This window comes from Pseudomonas sp. C2B4, from assembly GCF_013359695.1.
In the GTDB taxonomy this organism is placed as follows: Bacteria; Pseudomonadota; Gammaproteobacteria; order Pseudomonadales; family Pseudomonadaceae; genus Aquipseudomonas.
Genome location: NZ_JABFMU010000025.1, coordinates 32287 through 48016 on the forward strand (window position 1 = coordinate 32287; position 15730 = coordinate 48016).

General features: G+C 60.4%; 18 protein-coding genes and 1 pseudogene. 13 read left to right on the forward strand and 6 right to left on the reverse strand.

Features of this window, described 5'->3' with window-relative positions; translation table 11 throughout:
* Positions 1 to 66: 66 nt before the first annotated feature.
* Together phaC and HNQ83_RS17005 are read left to right on the forward strand one after the other, a co-directional pair.
* Positions 67 to 1749, forward strand: coding sequence for a class II poly(R)-hydroxyalkanoic acid synthase (gene phaC / locus HNQ83_RS17000; RefSeq protein WP_175389996.1), 1683 nt, complete (start codon positions 67 to 69; stop codon positions 1747 to 1749).
* A gap of 60 nt (positions 1750 to 1809) precedes the next feature.
* The gene (locus tag HNQ83_RS17005; protein ID WP_175389997.1) at positions 1810 to 2430 is read left to right on the forward strand and encodes a TetR/AcrR family transcriptional regulator; all 621 of its coding nucleotides are present in this window, start codon (positions 1810 to 1812) and stop codon (positions 2428 to 2430) included.
* Between the two features lie 193 nt (positions 2431 to 2623).
* Here HNQ83_RS17005 and HNQ83_RS17010 read toward each other — a convergent pair whose 3' ends face one another.
* The 3 genes from HNQ83_RS17010 to HNQ83_RS17020 form a co-directional block, all read right to left on the reverse strand.
* The gene (locus HNQ83_RS17010; RefSeq protein WP_175389998.1) at positions 2624 to 3469 is read right to left on the reverse strand and encodes a phasin family protein; all 846 of its coding nucleotides are present in this window, start codon (positions 3467 to 3469) and stop codon (positions 2624 to 2626) included.
* 10 nt (positions 3470 to 3479) lie between these two features.
* Positions 3480 to 3902, reverse strand: coding sequence for a phasin family protein (locus HNQ83_RS17015; protein WP_175389999.1), 423 nt, complete (start codon positions 3900 to 3902; stop codon positions 3480 to 3482).
* A 243-nt stretch (positions 3903 to 4145) separates the two neighbouring features.
* Complete coding sequence (locus tag HNQ83_RS17020; protein ID WP_175390000.1) at positions 4146 to 4421, reverse strand: polyhydroxyalkanoic acid system family protein; 276 nt, start codon at positions 4419 to 4421, stop codon at positions 4146 to 4148.
* 166 nt (positions 4422 to 4587) lie between these two features.
* Between HNQ83_RS17020 and ubiE the strand changes: the two genes are divergently transcribed.
* From ubiE to HNQ83_RS31655, 11 genes and pseudogenes are all read left to right on the forward strand, one after another.
* Positions 4588 to 5358: a bifunctional demethylmenaquinone methyltransferase/2-methoxy-6-polyprenyl-1,4-benzoquinol methylase UbiE gene (gene ubiE, locus HNQ83_RS17025; RefSeq protein ID WP_007989286.1), complete on the forward strand. Its 771-nt coding sequence runs from the start codon at positions 4588 to 4590 to the stop codon at positions 5356 to 5358.
* A complete protein-coding gene (locus HNQ83_RS17030) occupies positions 5358 to 5981 on the forward strand; it encodes an SCP2 domain-containing protein (RefSeq protein WP_175390001.1) in 624 nt (207 codons plus the stop codon). Before ubiE ends, HNQ83_RS17030 begins: the two co-directional genes overlap by 1 nt.
* Positions 5978 to 7582 carry a ubiquinone biosynthesis regulatory protein kinase UbiB gene (gene ubiB / locus HNQ83_RS17035; protein ID WP_175390002.1) on the forward strand — a complete coding sequence of 535 codons (1605 nt, stop codon included), beginning with the start codon at positions 5978 to 5980 and terminating at the stop codon, positions 7580 to 7582. The genes HNQ83_RS17030 and ubiB overlap by 4 nt, the downstream gene beginning before the upstream one ends.
* A 92-nt stretch (positions 7583 to 7674) precedes the next feature.
* The gene (hisI, locus tag HNQ83_RS17040) at positions 7675 to 8076 is read left to right on the forward strand and encodes a phosphoribosyl-AMP cyclohydrolase (RefSeq protein ID WP_007899278.1); all 402 of its coding nucleotides are present in this window, start codon (positions 7675 to 7677) and stop codon (positions 8074 to 8076) included.
* Positions 8069 to 8401, forward strand: coding sequence for a phosphoribosyl-ATP diphosphatase (locus HNQ83_RS17045; RefSeq protein ID WP_007952422.1), 333 nt, complete (start codon positions 8069 to 8071; stop codon positions 8399 to 8401). The genes hisI and HNQ83_RS17045 overlap by 8 nt, the downstream gene beginning before the upstream one ends.
* 25 nt (positions 8402 to 8426) lie before the next feature.
* Positions 8427 to 8696 (forward strand): twin-arginine translocase TatA/TatE family subunit, encoded by a 270-nt coding sequence (locus HNQ83_RS17050; protein WP_175390003.1) that lies wholly within the window; start codon positions 8427 to 8429, stop codon positions 8694 to 8696.
* A gap of 10 nt (positions 8697 to 8706) precedes the next feature.
* A complete protein-coding gene (tatB, locus tag HNQ83_RS17055) occupies positions 8707 to 9135 on the forward strand; it encodes a Sec-independent protein translocase protein TatB (protein WP_175390004.1) in 429 nt (142 codons plus the stop codon).
* Entirely contained in the window at positions 9132 to 9926 is a 795-nt protein-coding gene (tatC, locus tag HNQ83_RS17060; RefSeq protein ID WP_178132011.1) for a twin-arginine translocase subunit TatC, read from the forward strand. The genes tatB and tatC overlap by 4 nt, the downstream gene beginning before the upstream one ends.
* On the forward strand, positions 9923 to 10630 hold the full coding sequence (locus tag HNQ83_RS17065) for a 16S rRNA (uracil(1498)-N(3))-methyltransferase (RefSeq protein WP_175390005.1): 708 nt from the start codon (positions 9923 to 9925) through the stop codon (positions 10628 to 10630). The genes tatC and HNQ83_RS17065 overlap by 4 nt, the downstream gene beginning before the upstream one ends.
* Before the next feature lie 209 nt (positions 10631 to 10839).
* Positions 10840 to 11901 (forward strand): annotated as a pseudogene (locus HNQ83_RS31650) (methyl-accepting chemotaxis protein); the annotation flags it as partial.
* A 141-nt stretch (positions 11902 to 12042) separates the two neighbouring features.
* On the forward strand, positions 12043 to 12756 hold the full coding sequence (locus HNQ83_RS31655) for a methyl-accepting chemotaxis protein (protein WP_372241912.1): 714 nt from the start codon (positions 12043 to 12045) through the stop codon (positions 12754 to 12756).
* Between the two features lie 129 nt (positions 12757 to 12885).
* Here HNQ83_RS31655 and HNQ83_RS17075 read toward each other — a convergent pair whose 3' ends face one another.
* From HNQ83_RS17075 to HNQ83_RS17085, 3 genes are all read right to left on the reverse strand, one after another.
* Entirely contained in the window at positions 12886 to 13620 is a 735-nt protein-coding gene (locus HNQ83_RS17075) for an ATP-binding cassette domain-containing protein (RefSeq protein ID WP_175390007.1), read from the reverse strand.
* Positions 13613 to 14572, reverse strand: a complete 960-nt coding sequence (locus HNQ83_RS17080; protein WP_175390008.1) for an amino acid ABC transporter permease — start codon at positions 14570 to 14572, stop codon at positions 13613 to 13615. The genes HNQ83_RS17075 and HNQ83_RS17080 overlap by 8 nt, the downstream gene beginning before the upstream one ends.
* A 137-nt stretch (positions 14573 to 14709) precedes the next feature.
* Positions 14710 to 15507 (reverse strand): transporter substrate-binding domain-containing protein, encoded by a 798-nt coding sequence (locus HNQ83_RS17085; RefSeq protein ID WP_175390009.1) that lies wholly within the window; start codon positions 15505 to 15507, stop codon positions 14710 to 14712.
* Positions 15508 to 15730 lie beyond the last annotated feature (223 nt).

Below are 15730 nucleotides of genomic sequence, written 5' to 3' on the forward strand. Positions count from 1 at the left end.
ACAGCGTCTATGGTGTTCTGGTTCGATGTGTTTGTATTTGGCCTGAAGACGAAGGAGTGTTGACTCATGCGCGACAAACCAGCGAGGGAATCTCTACCGACTCCCGCCGCGTTCATCAATGCACAGAGTGCGATTACCGGCCTGCGCGGCCGGGATCTGTTTTCAACCCTGCGCAGCGTTGCCGCCCATGGTTTGCGCAATCCTGTGCACAGCGCCCGGCACGCCTTGAAACTGGGCGGTCAATTGGGTCGAGTGTTGCTGGGTGAAACCCTGCACCCGACCAATCCGCAGGACAGTCGTTTCGCCGATCCGGCCTGGAGCCTCAACCCGTTTTATCGTCGCAGCCTGCAGGCCTACCTGAGCTGGCAGAAGCAAGTCAAAAGCTGGATCGACGAGAGCAACATGACCCCGGATGACCGTGCTCGCGCGCATTTCGCGTTTGCATTGCTCAACGATGCCGTGTCGCCGTCCAACAGCCTGCTCAATCCATTGGCCATCAAGGAAATCTTCAACTCCGGCGGTAATAGTCTGGTACGCGGGATCAGCCATCTGGTGGACGACTTCCTGCACAACGATGGCCTGCCCCGGCAAGTCACCAAGCAGGCGTTCGAGGTCGGCAAGACCGTCGCCACCACCACAGGTGCCGTGGTGTTTCGCAACGAACTGCTGGAGCTGATCCAGTACAAGCCGATGAGTGAAAAGCAGTACTCCAAGCCGCTGCTGGTGGTGCCACCGCAGATCAACAAGTACTACATTTTCGACCTGAGCCCCCACAACAGCTTCGTTCAGTTCGCGCTCAAGAATGGCCTGCAAACCTTCGTGATCAGTTGGCGCAATCCGGATGTGCGCCACCGTGAGTGGGGCCTGTCGACCTACGTTGAAGCGGTCGAAGAAGCCATGAATGTTTGCCGGGCGATCACCGGTGCGCGCGAGGTCAACTTGATGGGCGCCTGCGCTGGCGGGTTGACCATTGCCGCGCTGCAAGGCCACTTGCAAGCCAAGCGGCAGCTGCGTCGGGTGTCGAGTGCGACCTACCTGGTCAGCCTGCTCGACAGCCAACTGGACACGCCCGCCACTCTCTTCGCTGACGAGCAGACCCTGGAAGCCGCCAAGCGCCGCTCTTATCAAAAAGGTGTCCTCGATGGCCGGGACATGGCCAAGGTCTTTGCCTGGATGCGCCCCAACGACCTGATCTGGAGCTACTTCGTCAACAACTACCTGCTGGGCAAGGAGCCGCCGGCATTCGACATCCTCTACTGGAACAACGACAACACGCGCCTGCCGGCAGCCCTGCATGGCGACTTGCTGGACTTCTTCAAGCACAACCCGCTGAGCCACCCCGGTGGCCTCGAAGTGTGCGGCACGCCGATCGACTTGCAGAAGGTCACCGTCGACAGCTTCAGCGTGGCCGGCATCAACGATCACATCACGCCGTGGGATGCGGTGTATCGATCGACGCTGCTGCTGGGAGGCGATCGCCGCTTCGTACTGTCCAATAGCGGTCACGTGCAGAGCATTCTGAACCCGCCGAGCAATCCGAAAGCCAACTACGTCGAGGGCGCCAAACTGAGCAGCGATCCACGGGCCTGGTACTACGACGCCAAGCAGGTCGACGGCAGCTGGTGGACGCAATGGCTGAGCTGGATTCAGGAACGCTCAGGCGCGCAAAAGGAAACCCACACGGCCCTCGGCAACCAGAACTATCCACCCATGGAGGCGGCGCCCGGCACTTACGTGCGCGTACGCTGACGTTCAAACGACCCACGGCCGCCGTCGGCCGTGGCATGACCCGAACATTAAGAAGACTGGATGAAAACCCGCGACCGCATCCTCGAATGTGCCCTGCAGTTGTTCAATCAGAAGGGCGAGCCGAACGTCTCCACCATGGAAATTGCCAACGAAATGGGCATCAGCCCGGGCAATCTCTACTACCACTTCCACGGCAAGGAGCCGTTGATACTCGGGCTGTTCGAACGTTTTCAAGCCGAGTTGGCGCCGCTGCTCGATCCACCGGCGGACGTCGAACTGGCCCCCGAGGATTACTGGCTGTTCCTGCACCTGATCGTCGAGCGCCTGGCTCACTATCGTTTTCTGTTTCAGGACCTGTCCAACCTGGCCGGGCGATTGCCGAAACTCGCCAAGGGCATTCGCAACCTGCTCAATGGGCTCAAGCGCACGCTGGCGTCGTTGTTGGCGCAATTGAAGGCGCAGGGGCAATTGGTCAGCGACACCCAGGCCCTGGGGCAACTGGTGGAGCAAATCACCATGACCCTGCTGTTCTCACTGGACTATCAGCGGATTCTCGATCGCGAAGGTGAAGTCCGGCTGGTGGTGTACCAGATCATGATGCTGGTGGCGCCGCACCTGTTGCCACCGATCAAGGTGGCGACGGAAAAGATGGCCCTTCAATACCTGGAAGAACACGAATAACCCTGACCACCACACATCCTGTGGGAGCGAGCCTGCTCGCGAAAACGGTGTGACAGTTGCCATCAATGCTGAATGGAATACCGCATTCGCGAGCAGGCTCGCTCCCACAGTGGTTCCCTGGTGGTGCCAAGTCTACGCACAAACAAAAACGCCCGACCTTGGCAGGCCGGGCGTTTTTTTGAGCCCTGATGAATCAGGACTGACTGGTTGGCGTCGATGGAGCTGGCGCGGCAGTCGGGGTTACAGCAGGGGCTGGTGCAGCGGCGGAATTCGCCGGGCTGACCGGGGCGGCAGGTGTTGCCGGTTTGACGGCTGCCACTGCTGGTTTCGGTGCGGCGGCTTTTGCAGCGGCCGGTTTTTTCACTGCTGGTTTCTTCGCGGCAGCGGGTTTGGCTGCAGGCTTGGCCGCTGCCGTTTTAGCGGCAGGCTTGGCAGCAGGCTTCGCAGCCGGTTTAGCGGCAGTTTTTGCTGCTACAGGTTTAGCCGCTGGCTTGGCAGCTGCAGGTTTTGCAGCGGCAGTCTTGGCAGCAGGTTTGGCGGCAGCCTTGGCCAGTGGCTTGGCTGCGGTCTTGGCGGCCGGTTTGGCAGCTGGCTTGGCTGCGGCGGTTTTCGCCGCAACAGGCGCAACCTTGGCACCGGTCAGTTTTTCGATTTGCTTGGTCAGTGTGTCGACCTTGCTGTGCAACGCCTTGACTTCACTGCGGCTCGGCACGCCCAGACGCGAAATGGCGCTGTTCAGGCGCTTGTCGAAAGCCCCTTCCAGCTCGTCCCACTTGCCCAGTGCGCGGTCTTTCACGCCGCTGATGCGTGATTTGGCCGAAGAGGCGGAGTCCTTGGCGCTGTCCTTGGCAGTGTCGACTTTCTTGCCAATGGCCTTCTCGGCTTTCTCGCCATCCTTGACCAATGCCTCGAAGACTTTGCTGCCGTCAGTGTCGATCTTCGAGTACACGCCTAAACCAGCCAGCCAGATCTTGCGGGAATATTCTTCAATTTTCCCGGCCCACGAGCTGCTTTTTTCGGTGTTCTTTTTAACAGCCATCCCGTTCTCCTTAAGATTTACGCGCGACGCGTTCGAGCAATGCCGTCAACTCATCGAGCTTGACAGAGAGTGTCTCAACGTCATGTTTAGACGGAATGCCGATACGATTCAAGGCACTTGCGACACGCGAGTCGAACGCCTTCTCGACCTTGTCGAGCTGAACTTCGACACGGCCCTTGAAAGAGCTCACTTCATTCTTGGCTTCATCGATCTCGGCATTGGCTGCTTCGAGTTTCTCGGCAACCACTTTTTTGCCTTTGGTTTCAACAGCTTGACCCGCCTTGATCAGCTCTTGAAAGTAGTCGCTGCCCTCTTGGCCAACCTTGGCGTAGGCACCCAGGCCTGCCAGCCAGATCTTGCGGGCATAGGATTTGACGTCACTCAGAGCAGTGGTCGAAGCGTCGATTTTTTTCTTCAAAATAACTTTGGCCATGGTGCACCTCACGCGCAGAAGGTTTGAGGAACTGCCCGGGTAAGTGTCGGGCTCTGGCACAAAGTAGGGAGAAAAATTAGAAACGGCACCCTAACAACTGACACAAACCTTCGGATTCGCCACATAAAAATGTAGGAGTGAGCCTGCTCGCGATTGCGGAGTATCAGTCGACATCAATGCTGACTGTTCCACCGCTATCGCGAGCAGGCTCACTCCTACAAGGGATGTGATTTCAATCGGGAATCAGACCAGGGCCTTGTCGAGCGCCTTTTCGATCTCCGCTTTGATCATGCCGCTCATGGCCGACATCATCAGGCCCAGTTCCACATCGACGCGGATCGAATCATCGCTCACATGCACAGCACCTTTCACACCCGAACGCTTGAGGTTCAGGGTGTCGCCGGACCATTGCGGCTCCAGGCCATATTGGTCGCGGAGTTTCTGCGCCAGCTTGTCGGCCTTCTCGCGCGCCGCTTCCTTACCCAGGCCGTGGGCACGCTCAACACTAATACGGGCCATCGAATGACTCCTGTTTTATGACTGCCGCTCTTTGAATGTTGCTCGGAGAATCCTGACCGCCTGCGGCAAAACGTCCCGAGGGTGATCCATCTTACCTTCAGCCATGCCAAGACAAAGCATCCCTTGGGGATTAGAATGTCGCGCATTCTCTTTTGGTGACAGCGATATGACTGATCAGCGCAAAGGCAGCGATGCCGAACCCACCACTCACTTCGGCTTCAAAAACGTTCCGGAAAGCCAGAAAGCGGAAAAAGTCGCTGAAGTTTTCCATTCGGTAGCCGCCAAGTACGACCTGATGAACGACCTCCTGTCGGGCGGCATGCACCGTCTGTGGAAGCGTTTCGCAATCGAACTGTCGGGCGTCCGCACCGGCAACCGCGTGCTGGACATCGCCGGTGGCACCGGCGACCTGACCCGCAAGTTCTCGCATCTTGTAGGCCCGACCGGTCAGGTCGTGCTGGCCGACATCAACGAATCCATGCTCAAGGTCGGTCGCGACCGCCTGCTGGACCTGGGTGTGGCCGGCAACGTTGAATTCGTCCAGGCCGACGCCGAAAAACTGCCCTTCCCGGACAACCACTTCGACTGCGTGACCATCGCTTTCGGCCTGCGCAACGTGACGCACAAGGAAGATGCCCTGCGCTCGATGCTGCGCGTGCTCAAGCCTGGCGGCCGCCTGCTGGTGCTGGAGTTCTCCAAGCCGACCAACGCGCTGATGTCCAAGGCCTACGATGCCTACTCGTTCGCCTTCATGCCGTTGATGGGCAAGCTGATCACCAACGATTCGGAAAGCTATCGCTACCTGGCCGAGTCGATCCGCATGCACCCGAATCAGGAAACCCTGAAGTCGATGATGGTCGAGGCCGGTTTCGACCGCGTGACCTATCACAACATGACCGCAGGTATCGTCGCCCTGCATCGCGGCATCAAGCCCTGATGCTGCTCGCCGGTCTGCTCGCCAGCGTTGAACTCGGCCTGAACCGGGTGCTGCGTCTCGACAGCACGGCGCTGCCGCGTCTCGCGCATTTGAGCGGCAAAGTCATTGCCGTCGATTGCCGCAGTCCGGCGCTGAAATTGTTCATCCTGCCCAGCGATGAAGGCCTGATGCTCGCCTCCCAGTGGGAAACCGGCGCCGATTGCACCTTGCGCGCGCCGGCCTCCAGCCTGTTGAAACTGGCGATGAGCAAGGACAAGACGTCTGTCCTGCACGGACCGGAAGTCGAGCTCGACGGCGACAGCGGCGTGCTGCTGGAACTGTCGGCCATCCTCCAGGACCTTGAGCTGGACTGGGAATATGAACTCTCGCGCTGGCTCGGCCCCGTCGCCACGCAACTGGTGGGTGGTCACCTGCGCAGCCGCGCCCGCTGGTATCAGCAAGGCTTTGCCAGCCTGGGCCAGAATCTGGGCGAATACCTGGCCGAAGAATCGCGCAGCCTCGTCGGCCAGCGCGAAGCCGAAGCCCGATTCAGTGAACTGGACCAGATCAAACTCGATCTGGAACGTCTTGAGGCGCGATTCGAGCGCCTTTCCCGATCCCTCGACCCAAGCGATAACGCATGAAGCTGCTTGCCGTCCGCCGTCTGTTGCGCATCCAGCGCGTCGTGATCCGCTACCGCCTCGATGACCTGCTGTTCGCCCTGCCGCTGCCCTGGTTTCTCCTGGTGCTGCGATACGCCTTGCCGTGGCGCTGGTTCCCGCGCAAGACCCTGGATCTGAGCCGAGGCGCGAGACTGCGCCTGGCACTGCAGGACCTGGGGCCGATCTTCATCAAGTTCGGGCAGATTCTGTCCACCCGTCGTGACCTGCTACCCGAAGACATCGCCGATGAGTTGATGCTGCTGCAGGACCGCGTGCCGCCGTTCGACTCACAAGTGTCGGTCAAGCTGATCGAAGAGCAGCTCGGCAAGAAGATCAGCGAGGTGTTCAGCCGATTCGACGTTGAACCGCTGGCCTCGGCCTCGGTGGCGCAGGTGCACGCCGCGCAACTGAAGACCGGTGAAGAAGTGGTGGTCAAGGTGATCCGGCCGGGCCTGAAGCCGGTGATCGCACAGGACCTGGCGTGGCTGTTCATCCTGGCCCGCGCCGCGGAAAAAGTCTCCGCCGATGCGCGCCTGCTGCACCCGGTGGACGTGGTCAGCGACTATGAAAAAACCATCTACGACGAACTTGACCTGCTGCGCGAGGCGGCCAACGCCAGCCAGTTGAAGCGCAACTTCGAGGGTTCGCCGCTGCTCTACGTGCCGCAAGTCTATTGGGACTGGTGCCGGCCGAAAGTGCTGGTGATGGAGCGCATCTACGGCATCCAGGTCACCGACCTCGCGACCCTGGCCGACCAGCGCACCGACATGAAAATGCTTGCCGAACGCGGCGTGGAGATCTTCTTCACCCAGGTGTTCCGCGACAGCTTCTTCCACGCCGACATGCACCCCGGCAACATTTTTGTCAGCACCGTGCAGCCGTGGAGCCCGCAATACATTGCGATCGACTGCGGCATCGTCGGCAGCCTGACCCCGGAAGACCAGGATTACCTGGCGCGCAACCTGTTCGCCTTCTTCAAGCGCGATTACCGCCGCGTGGCGCAGTTGCACATCGATTCGGGCTGGGTGCCGGCGGAAACCAAACTCAACGAATTCGAAGCGGCTATCCGCACGGTGTGCGAGCCGATCTTCGAAAAACCGTTAAAAGATATTTCCTTCGGTCAGGTACTGATGCGCCTGTTCCAGACCGCGCGCCGCTTCAACATGGAAGTTCAGCCACAACTCGTGCTGCTGCAAAAAACCCTGTTGAACATCGAAGGCCTGGGTCGCCAGCTGTACCCCGACCTCGACCTGTGGAACACCGCGCAGCCTTTCCTTGAGCGCTGGATGCGCGAGCGTGTCAGCCCCAAGGCCTTGTTCGGCAACGTGCAGAGCCAGATCGAGCAGATTCCGCACCTGGCCAACATGACCCGTGACCTGCTGGAACGCCTGTCTCAGCCCCACGCCAGCGATCCACTGCCACCTTGGCACCGACGCCGCGACGACTGGTTCCTTCGGCTGCTCGGTACCGCCCACCTGGCGGGTGGCGCCATCCTCGCCGCCGGAGGACCGCTGAACCAGTTGGCCTATTGGCCAGCAGGCATCATGATGGCCGTCGGTTTGTATCTGGTCGTGCGCCGATAGCCAGTTGTGTGAACGACTGGCACACTGTTTCAACGCCCTGATTTGTAATTTAGGCCACGGCTATTGAAGTGCGGGCCGCCTCGGAGTCGTAGATGAAAAACTGGCTGGACGAGATCAAGTGGGACGCCGATGGCCTGGTGCCGGCAATTGCCCAGGATCACAAGACCGGGCGCGTCCTGATGATGGCCTGGATGAACCGTGAAGCGCTGGAACTGACCGCTGCCGAGAACCGCGCCATCTACTGGTCGCGGTCCCGTGGCAAGTTGTGGCGCAAGGGCGAAGAGTCCGGTCACGTGCAGACCCTGCATGAGATGCGCCTGGATTGCGACGCCGACGTCATCATCCTGATGGTCGAGCAGATCGGTGACATCGCCTGCCATACAGGCCGCCAAAGCTGCTTCTATCGCGTTTTCGAGAACGGCGACTGGAAAACCGTCGATCCGGTCCTGAAAGATCCGCATGCCATTTACTCCGCAGGACACACACATGAGTGACACACTGACCCGTCTGGCCCAGGTACTGGAAGAGCGCAAAGGCGCCGCCGCCGACAGCTCGTATGTCGCCAGCCTGTACCACAAGGGCTTGAACAAGATTCTGGAAAAAGTCGGCGAAGAGTCGGTCGAAACCATCATTGCCGCCAAGGATGCCGCCGTCAGCGGCGACTGCAGCGATGTGATCTACGAAACCGCCGATTTGTGGTTCCACAGCATGGTCATGCTCGCCCAATTGGGGCAGCATCCACAGGCTGTACTCGATGAACTGGACCGTCGTTTCGGTCTCTCCGGACACGTCGAGAAAGCCTCGCGTCCGTCCGCCTGAATAACTATTAGAGAGGAGCAGCACCATGGGCATTTTTGACTGGAAACACTGGATCGTCATCCTGGTGGTTGTCGTACTGGTGTTCGGCACCAAGAAACTGAAAAACCTCGGCACCGACGTTGGCGAATCGATCAAGGGCTTCCGCAAGGCCATGAACGACGACGAGAAACCCGCCGATCCAACGGCCACCCCGGTTCCGCCTGCTCAGCCACAAGCCACACAGTCCGTGAACCAGCCGCACACCATCGACGTGCAGGCGCAAAAAGTCGAAGAGCCGATCCGCAAAGACGTGTGAGCACTGACTAATGTTTGGTATCAGCTTCTCTGAACTGCTGCTCGTCGGCCTCGTTGCCCTGCTGGTGCTGGGTCCCGAGCGCCTGCCGCATGCTGCTCGCACCGCCGGCCTGTGGGTCGGGCGCCTGAAGCGCAGCTTCAATGCGATCAAACAGGAAGTTGAACGTGAAATCGGGGCCGACGAGATTCGTCGGCAGCTGCACAACGAGCACATTCTGTCGCTGGAACAGGAGGCGCGGAAGATTTTCACGCCGACCCAGCAGGAGCCAACACCGGTTGAGCCTGTGGCGACGCCGACGATTCATGCGCCTGCCGCCGAAGCCGCACCTGCCGCACCGGCGCCTGTTGCTGCAGTGACGCCGGTTGAACCCGTTACACCTGCGGCTGCGCCTGTCGTGCCGGCCCCTCAAGACCCAACATTGCCGCCGCGAGCCCCATGAGCGATCTCCCAGAAAACGACCAGCACATGCCGCTGGTTTCGCACCTCACCGAGTTGCGTACCCGACTGCTGCGCTGCGTAGCCGCGGTGTTCATCATCTTCGCCGGGTTGTTCGCCTTCACCCAGCAGATCTACACCTTCGTCTCCACGCCGCTGCGCCAGTATCTGCCCGCGGGAGCGACGATGATCGCGACCGACGTCTCGTCGCCGTTCCTGACACCGTTGAAGCTGACGATGATGGTGTCGCTGTTCCTGGCGATCCCGGTGATCCTGCACCAGATCTGGGGTTTCATCGCGCCGGGCCTGTACAAGCATGAAAAACGCATCGCCGTGCCCTTGCTGGTATCGAGCATCGTGCTGTTCTACGCCGGCATGGCGTTCGCCTACTTCCTGGTATTCCCGCTGATCTTCAAGTTCTTCGCCGCCGCGACCCCGGCCGGCGTGGAAATGATGACCGACATCACCAGCTACCTCGACTTCGTCATGACACTGTTCTTCGCCTTCGGCGTGGCGTTCGAGATTCCGGTGGCCGTGGTGCTGCTGGTCTGGATTGGTGTGGTCGACGTCAAATACCTGAAGAAAATCCGCCCTTACGTGATCATCGGCTGCTTCGTGGTCGGCATGATCCTGACGCCACCGGACATCTTTTCTCAGACGCTGCTGGCCGTACCGATGTGGCTGCTGTTCGAAATCGGCATCCTGTTTGGCGGCTTGATCAGCAAGCGCGGTGAACATCCGGACGACCAGCCGGCTGACGATCACAACGACCAGCCGCCAGCGACCCAAGCGTGAACCTGCTGCTCCTCGAAGAGGCCGACTTCATTGCGGCCGACCGGGTGATCCTGCGCGATCGCCGGTTGACCCACATGCAGGAAGTCCATCGCTGCGAAGTCGGTGACAGCATGCGCGTGGGCCGGATCGGCGGACTGATGGGCTCGGCGGAGGTGTTGCGCCTGGACACCGCTGAAGCGGAGCTACGCGTCACCCTCGACCAGCCGCCGCCCGCCAAGCTGCCGTTGACCCTGGTATTGGCCCTGCCACGGCCCAAAATGCTGCGCAGGGTGTTTCAGACGGTGGCCGCCATGGGTGTGCCACGCATCGTCCTGGTGAACAGCTATCGCGTCGAGAAGAGCTTCTGGCAAACGCCGTTCCTGGAGCCGGAAGCGATTCGCGAGCAGTTGATCCTCGGCCTCGAACAGGCCCGGGACAGCGTGCTGCCGGAGGTCATCATCGAGAAGCGCTTCAAGCCGTTCGTCGAAGACCGTCTGCCTGCCATCACCGAAGGCACCCTTGGCCTGGTTGGCCATCCCGGCAACTACCCGCCCTGCCCTCGCGCACTGAGCGAACCGGTGACCCTGGCCATCGGCCCCGAAGGTGGCTGGATTCCTTACGAAATCGATTTGCTCGGCAAGTCCGGCCTGCAACCGGTGCAGCTGGGCGAGCGCATCCTGCGAGTTGAAACGGCCGTTACGGCGCTGCTGGCGCGCCTTTTCTAACAATACGAAATTCCTGTGGGAGCGGGCTTGCTCGCGAAAGCGGTGGGTCAGTCAACACTGATGTGACCGAAACACCGCTTTCGCGAGCAAGCCCGCTCCCACAGGTCATCATTCGCTCTAGTCCGTATATCGGACAGCTCCTACAGAACCCCGCCCCCCTGCCGATATACCCCCCATAAAACCAATGAATGGTCCAAGGGAGTTGCAGCATGTACCAATGGCTGGCCGATAAACTGGGGAACGTAAGCGTCAATCGCAAACTGGGCGTCGGCTTCGGCCTCGTGTTGCTGCTGACACTGCTGATCACCGTCACTGGCTGGACCGGCCTGAGTGACGTGACGAGTCGCGGCGATAAGCTGGGGTTCATTTCCGATATCAACAGCCTGACCAAGGACCTGCGCATCGCCCGCCTGGACTATGAAATGCGTCGCGGCGAGCAAGGTCCCGCCGCCGTCAACGAACTGCTGGGCAAGCTCGACACCGGCCTGCAAGCCGCTCGCCAGATGATCGAGCAACCCGCCGACGCGGCCATGATCGACCAGCAACTCGCCGCCGTCAGCCAGTACAAGCAAGCGTTCGCCGCCATGACCCAGGCCGGCGCCAACCGTGAAGACGCCCGCAGTAAACTCGGCGCCACCGCCGACAATGCCGTGGCAAAAGTGGCCGAAGTCGAAAAATCGATGCTGCAAGGCGACAGTGTTGCGCAGTTCAACAGCGTGATCGACCTGAGCAAACTGATCCAGCAGGCGCGCTTCCAGGTGCGTGGCTACACCTACAGCGGCAAGACCGAGGCCGAGCAGCCTGCACTGGACGCCATCGACAACGCCCTGAAATACCTCGAAAGCCTGCCGTCGAAACTGCCGGAACAACACATCGCCAACCTGCAGCAAGCCACCGACTCGCTCAAGGCCTACCGTGCCGCCGTCAGCCAGTACCGTGACTCCCAGGTCGCCAGCGCCGACGCACTCAAGCGCATGGCCGCCCAAGGCGAAATCCTGCTCGACGTCAGCACGAAGCTGACCCTCTCACAAACCGTCGTACGCGATACCGACGTGGCGCATGCCAAGAACATGCTGTTGCTGGCCACCCTGCTCGCATTGGCATTTGGCCTGTTTGCCGCCTGGGCCATCACTCGGCAGATCGTGGTCCCCCTGAACCAGACTCTCAAAGTGGCCGAGCGCATCGCCGCTGGCGACCTGACCCACAACCTGGTTTCCAAGCGTCAGGACGAATTGGGCCAGCTGCAACGCGCCATTCAGAGCATGACTAAGGGTTTGCGCGAACTGATCGGTGGGATCAGCGATGGTGTTACCCAGATCGCCAGCGCCGCCGAAGAGTTGTCCGCCGTCACCGAGCAAACCAGCGCCGGGGTCAACAGCCAGAAGGTCGAGACCGATCAGGTGGCCACCGCCATGAACGAAATGACGACGACCGTGCAGGAAGTCGCGCGCAATGCCGAGGAAGCCTCCGAAGCCGCCGTCGCCGCCGACCAGCAGGCCCGCGAAGGCGACAAGGTGGTCGGCGAAGCCATCGCCCAGATCGAGCGCCTGGCCAAGGAAGTGGGTAACTCCACCGAAGCCATGGGCGAACTCAAGCGTGAAAGCGACAAGATCGGCAGCGTGCTCGACGTGATCAAGTCCGTGGCCCAGCAAACCAACCTGCTGGCGCTCAACGCCGCCATCGAAGCCGCCCGCGCCGGTGAAGCCGGACGCGGATTTGCCGTGGTCGCCGACGAGGTCCGCAGCCTGGCCCAGCGCACCCAGAAATCAACCGAAGAAATCGAAGAGCTGATCGTCGGCCTGCAAAACGGCACCCAGCAAGTGGCGACCATCATGGACAACAGCCGCACCCTGACCGACAGCAGCGTCGAGCTGACCCGCCGCGCCGGTGGTTCGCTGGAAAGCATCACCCGCACCGTCTCGGCCATCCAGGCCATGAACCAGCAGATTGCGGCGGCGGCTGAGCAGCAAAGCGCCGTGGCCGAAGAGATCAACCGTAGCGTGCTTAATGTGCGGGATGTGTCGGATCAGACGTCGGCAGCAAGTGAAGAGACAGCGGCGTCCAGTGTTGAGCTGGCGCGGCTGGGGACGCATTTGCAGATGCTGGTGGGCAAGTTCAGGGTTTGAGGTGATGCGAGGGTCTCGGTTCGCATGGGACCGAGGTGATGCCTTCGCGGGCAAGCCCGCTCCCACAGGAGTAAGCAATCAACTGTGGGAGCGAGCCTGCTCGCGAAGGCAATTCTTCAGGCGCTGAGGTCAGAGAACCTGCCGCAAAAACGCCTGCGCCCGCGGATCCTTCGGTGCATCGAAGAACTCCGCCGGCGAAGCATCTTCCAGCAACTTGCCGTGGTCGAAGAACAGCACCCGGTCCGCCACTTCCCGGGCAAAGCCCATTTCGTGGGTGACACAGACCATGGTCATGCCCTCCAGCGCCAGGTTCTTCATCACGTCCAGCACCTCACCAACCATTTCCGGGTCGAGTGCCGAAGTCGGCTCGTCGAACAGCATGACCTTCGGCTCCATCGCCAGCGCCCGGGCAATGGCCACGCGCTGTTGCTGGCCGCCGGACAGGCGCGATGGAAATTCGTGAGCCTTCTGCGCAATCCCGACCTTTTCCAGCAGCGCCATCGCCTTGGCCTCGCGCTCTTTCTTGCCGCGCTTGCGCACGACTTTCTGCGCCAGGCACAGGTTCTCCAGCACGGTCATGTGCGGGAACAGGTTGAAGTGCTGGAACACCATGCCGACTTCGCGGCGATAGGCGTTGACGTCGGTTTTCGGGTCAGCCAGTTGCAACCCGTCGATGCTCACCGAGCCGGAGTCGAACGCTTCCAGGCCATTGAGGCAACGCAAGAAGGTCGATTTACCGGAACCGGACGGACCGATCACCACCAGCACTTCGCCCTTGGCAACGTTGGTGGAAACGTTATCCACCGCGCGCACCACGTGGCCGCGGGTGTCGAAGACTTTTACCAGATCGCGAACTTCAATCACTTTGCGCGAGCCTCCGCTCAAGTCGGCCGGCGATTTTCGACAACGGCAGGTTGATCAACAAATACAGTCCTGCAACGCAGAACAGGATTTCGAACGGCGAAAACGAGGTGGTGATGACTTCACGACCGCTTTTAAGCAGTTCGGTAATCGCGATCACCGACACCAGCGACGTGTCCTTCACCAGGCTGATGAACTGCCCGGCCAACGGCGGCAGCACGCGCTTGAACGCTTGCGGTAGCACCACGTGACGCATCGACTGGCCTGCGCTCAACCCCAGGGAGCGCGCGGCTTCGTTCTGGCCACGGGCGATCGACTGCACGCCGGAACGGATAATTTCCGCCACATAGGCACCGGTGAACAGCGACAGCGCGGCGATCCCGGCGAATTCCCGGGACAGGTTCATCACCGTGCCGATGAAGAAGTAGAAAATGAAGATCTGCACCAGCAGCGGCGTACCGCGCACCAGCTCGACGTAGATGGTCGAGAGGTCACGCAGGGTCGGGTTGTTCGACAGCCGGCACAGGCCGGTAGCGAGGCCGATCAACAAACCCAGCACACCTGAAACCACAGACAGCCACAAGGTCGTCCAAAGTCCCCACATCAACGGTCCCGCCGCCCAATGGCGGGTCACACCGATGACATCACCCTCGGCCACATCATCGCCCTGGGCGACTTGCAGGCTGTTTTCGTCGACGGTCAGGTGTTGCTCGTCACCGGTCTCGTTGCGCAGGGTGACTTCAGCCTTGTCGCCCTTGCGCACCAGTTCGCTGACGGTAGAGATGTCGGCGGCGCGCTGGGACTCTTCGGCGTGGTAGGCGAAGTATTGCGGCACGCGGTTCCAACGCCATTCGTAGGACATCAGCGAGGTGGCGTAGTACAGCGCGCCGGCCAGGCCGATCAGCACCAGCACGGTCAATACGTGCCAGGGCCATTGGGCTGTTTTATGTTTCATTTGCTCTGAGGTTTCCGAATTCTGTGTCGCGAAGGAGGCCGCCTTCGCGAGCAGGCTCGCTCCCACATGGGACCGAGATCAAATGTGGGAGCGAGCCTGCTCGCGAATGGGGCAACCCGGTCTATCAGACCGAGTGTTTACTCCATGTCCTTGAGCCACTCGGTGCTCTTGAACCACTTGTCATGGATGCGATCGTAGGTGCCGTCTTCGTGGATCTGGTGCAGGAAGTTGTTGATGAAGTTGATGCTGTCGTAGTCACCCTTCTTCAGACCAAAGGCCAGGGGTTCGTAGGTGAACGGCTTGTCGAGGAACACCAGCTTGCCGTTGCCGACCTTGTTCACTGCAACGACGTTGTAAGGCGCGTCGTAGATGAAGGCGTCAGCCTTGCCGTTGACCACGTCCAGCACTGCTTCCTGCTCGTTGTCGTAGCCGTGGTACTTGGCTTTGGAAATCAGCTTTTTGGCAACCATTTCGCCAGTGGTGCCGAGCTTGGAGGTAATGCGGTAGTCGGCGGTGTTCAGGTCTTTATAGGACTTGATGGTGCCTTCCAGCTCCTTGCGGATCAGCAGCGTCTGGCCGACCACGATGAAGGGTTCGCTGAAGTTCAGGCGCAGGTTGCGTTCCTGGGTCAGGGTCATGCCGCTGCCGATCATGTCGAACTTGTCGGTCAACAGGGCCGGGATGATGCCGTCGTACCCGGTGGACACCAATTCCAGCTTGACGCCCATGGCCTTGGTCATGGCCTTGAGGATGTCGACTTCGAAACCGATGATCTCGCCACGCTTGTTGGTCATTTCGAACGGCATGTAGGTCGGATCCATGCCGACTTTCAACGTGCCGCGCTTGACCGCGTCATCGATGGCACCGGCCTGCGCCGCGCTGACTGCAACCAATGCCGTGACGCCGACCAGCAGCATCGACAGATACTTCTTCATCTTCAAGTCCCCAAAACCATTGCATTTGCGGCGCGAAATCGACCGTTTTCCTGAGAAAACCGATAGATACGGACACAAAGTTGTCCGGGCGCACCAATTCGGGGACGGATGCTAACGCACTCGCTCGATTGCACAAAGGTTTAGGCGGGATTTGTTGGCAGGAACAAATAAAAAGCCCCGCTGGCTGGCGGGGCTATGTAGGAGCGAGCTTGCTCGCGATGAT

What these genes read in the sequence shown, in the direction of transcription:
- HNQ83_RS17085 (WP_175390009.1), bottom strand. Translation starts at nt 15,507, where the DNA reads ATGAAGAAGTATCTGTCGATGCTGCTGGTCGGCGTCACGGCATTGGTT.
- HNQ83_RS31655 (WP_372241912.1), top strand. Translation starts at nt 12,043, where the DNA reads ATGAACGAAATGACGACGACCGTGCAGGAAGTCGCGCGCAATGCCGAG.
- phaC (WP_175389996.1), top strand. Translation starts at nt 67, where the DNA reads ATGCGCGACAAACCAGCGAGGGAATCTCTACCGACTCCCGCCGCGTTC.
- HNQ83_RS17050 (WP_175390003.1), top strand. Translation starts at nt 8,427, where the DNA reads ATGGGCATTTTTGACTGGAAACACTGGATCGTCATCCTGGTGGTTGTC.
- tatB (WP_175390004.1), top strand. Translation starts at nt 8,707, where the DNA reads ATGTTTGGTATCAGCTTCTCTGAACTGCTGCTCGTCGGCCTCGTTGCC.
- HNQ83_RS17015 (WP_175389999.1), bottom strand. Translation starts at nt 3,902, where the DNA reads ATGGCCAAAGTTATTTTGAAGAAAAAAATCGACGCTTCGACCACTGCT.
- tatC (WP_178132011.1), top strand. Translation starts at nt 9,132, where the DNA reads ATGAGCGATCTCCCAGAAAACGACCAGCACATGCCGCTGGTTTCGCAC.
- ubiB (WP_175390002.1), top strand. Translation starts at nt 5,978, where the DNA reads ATGAAGCTGCTTGCCGTCCGCCGTCTGTTGCGCATCCAGCGCGTCGTG.
- HNQ83_RS17010 (WP_175389998.1), bottom strand. Translation starts at nt 3,469, where the DNA reads ATGGCTGTTAAAAAGAACACCGAAAAAAGCAGCTCGTGGGCCGGGAAA.
- HNQ83_RS17005 (WP_175389997.1), top strand. Translation starts at nt 1,810, where the DNA reads ATGAAAACCCGCGACCGCATCCTCGAATGTGCCCTGCAGTTGTTCAAT.
- ubiE (WP_007989286.1), top strand. Translation starts at nt 4,588, where the DNA reads ATGACTGATCAGCGCAAAGGCAGCGATGCCGAACCCACCACTCACTTC.
- HNQ83_RS17045 (WP_007952422.1), top strand. Translation starts at nt 8,069, where the DNA reads ATGAGTGACACACTGACCCGTCTGGCCCAGGTACTGGAAGAGCGCAAA.
- HNQ83_RS17030 (WP_175390001.1), top strand. Translation starts at nt 5,358, where the DNA reads ATGCTGCTCGCCGGTCTGCTCGCCAGCGTTGAACTCGGCCTGAACCGG.
- HNQ83_RS17080 (WP_175390008.1), bottom strand. Translation starts at nt 14,572, where the DNA reads ATGAAACATAAAACAGCCCAATGGCCCTGGCACGTATTGACCGTGCTG.
- HNQ83_RS17020 (WP_175390000.1), bottom strand. Translation starts at nt 4,421, where the DNA reads ATGGCCCGTATTAGTGTTGAGCGTGCCCACGGCCTGGGTAAGGAAGCG.
- hisI (WP_007899278.1), top strand. Translation starts at nt 7,675, where the DNA reads ATGAAAAACTGGCTGGACGAGATCAAGTGGGACGCCGATGGCCTGGTG.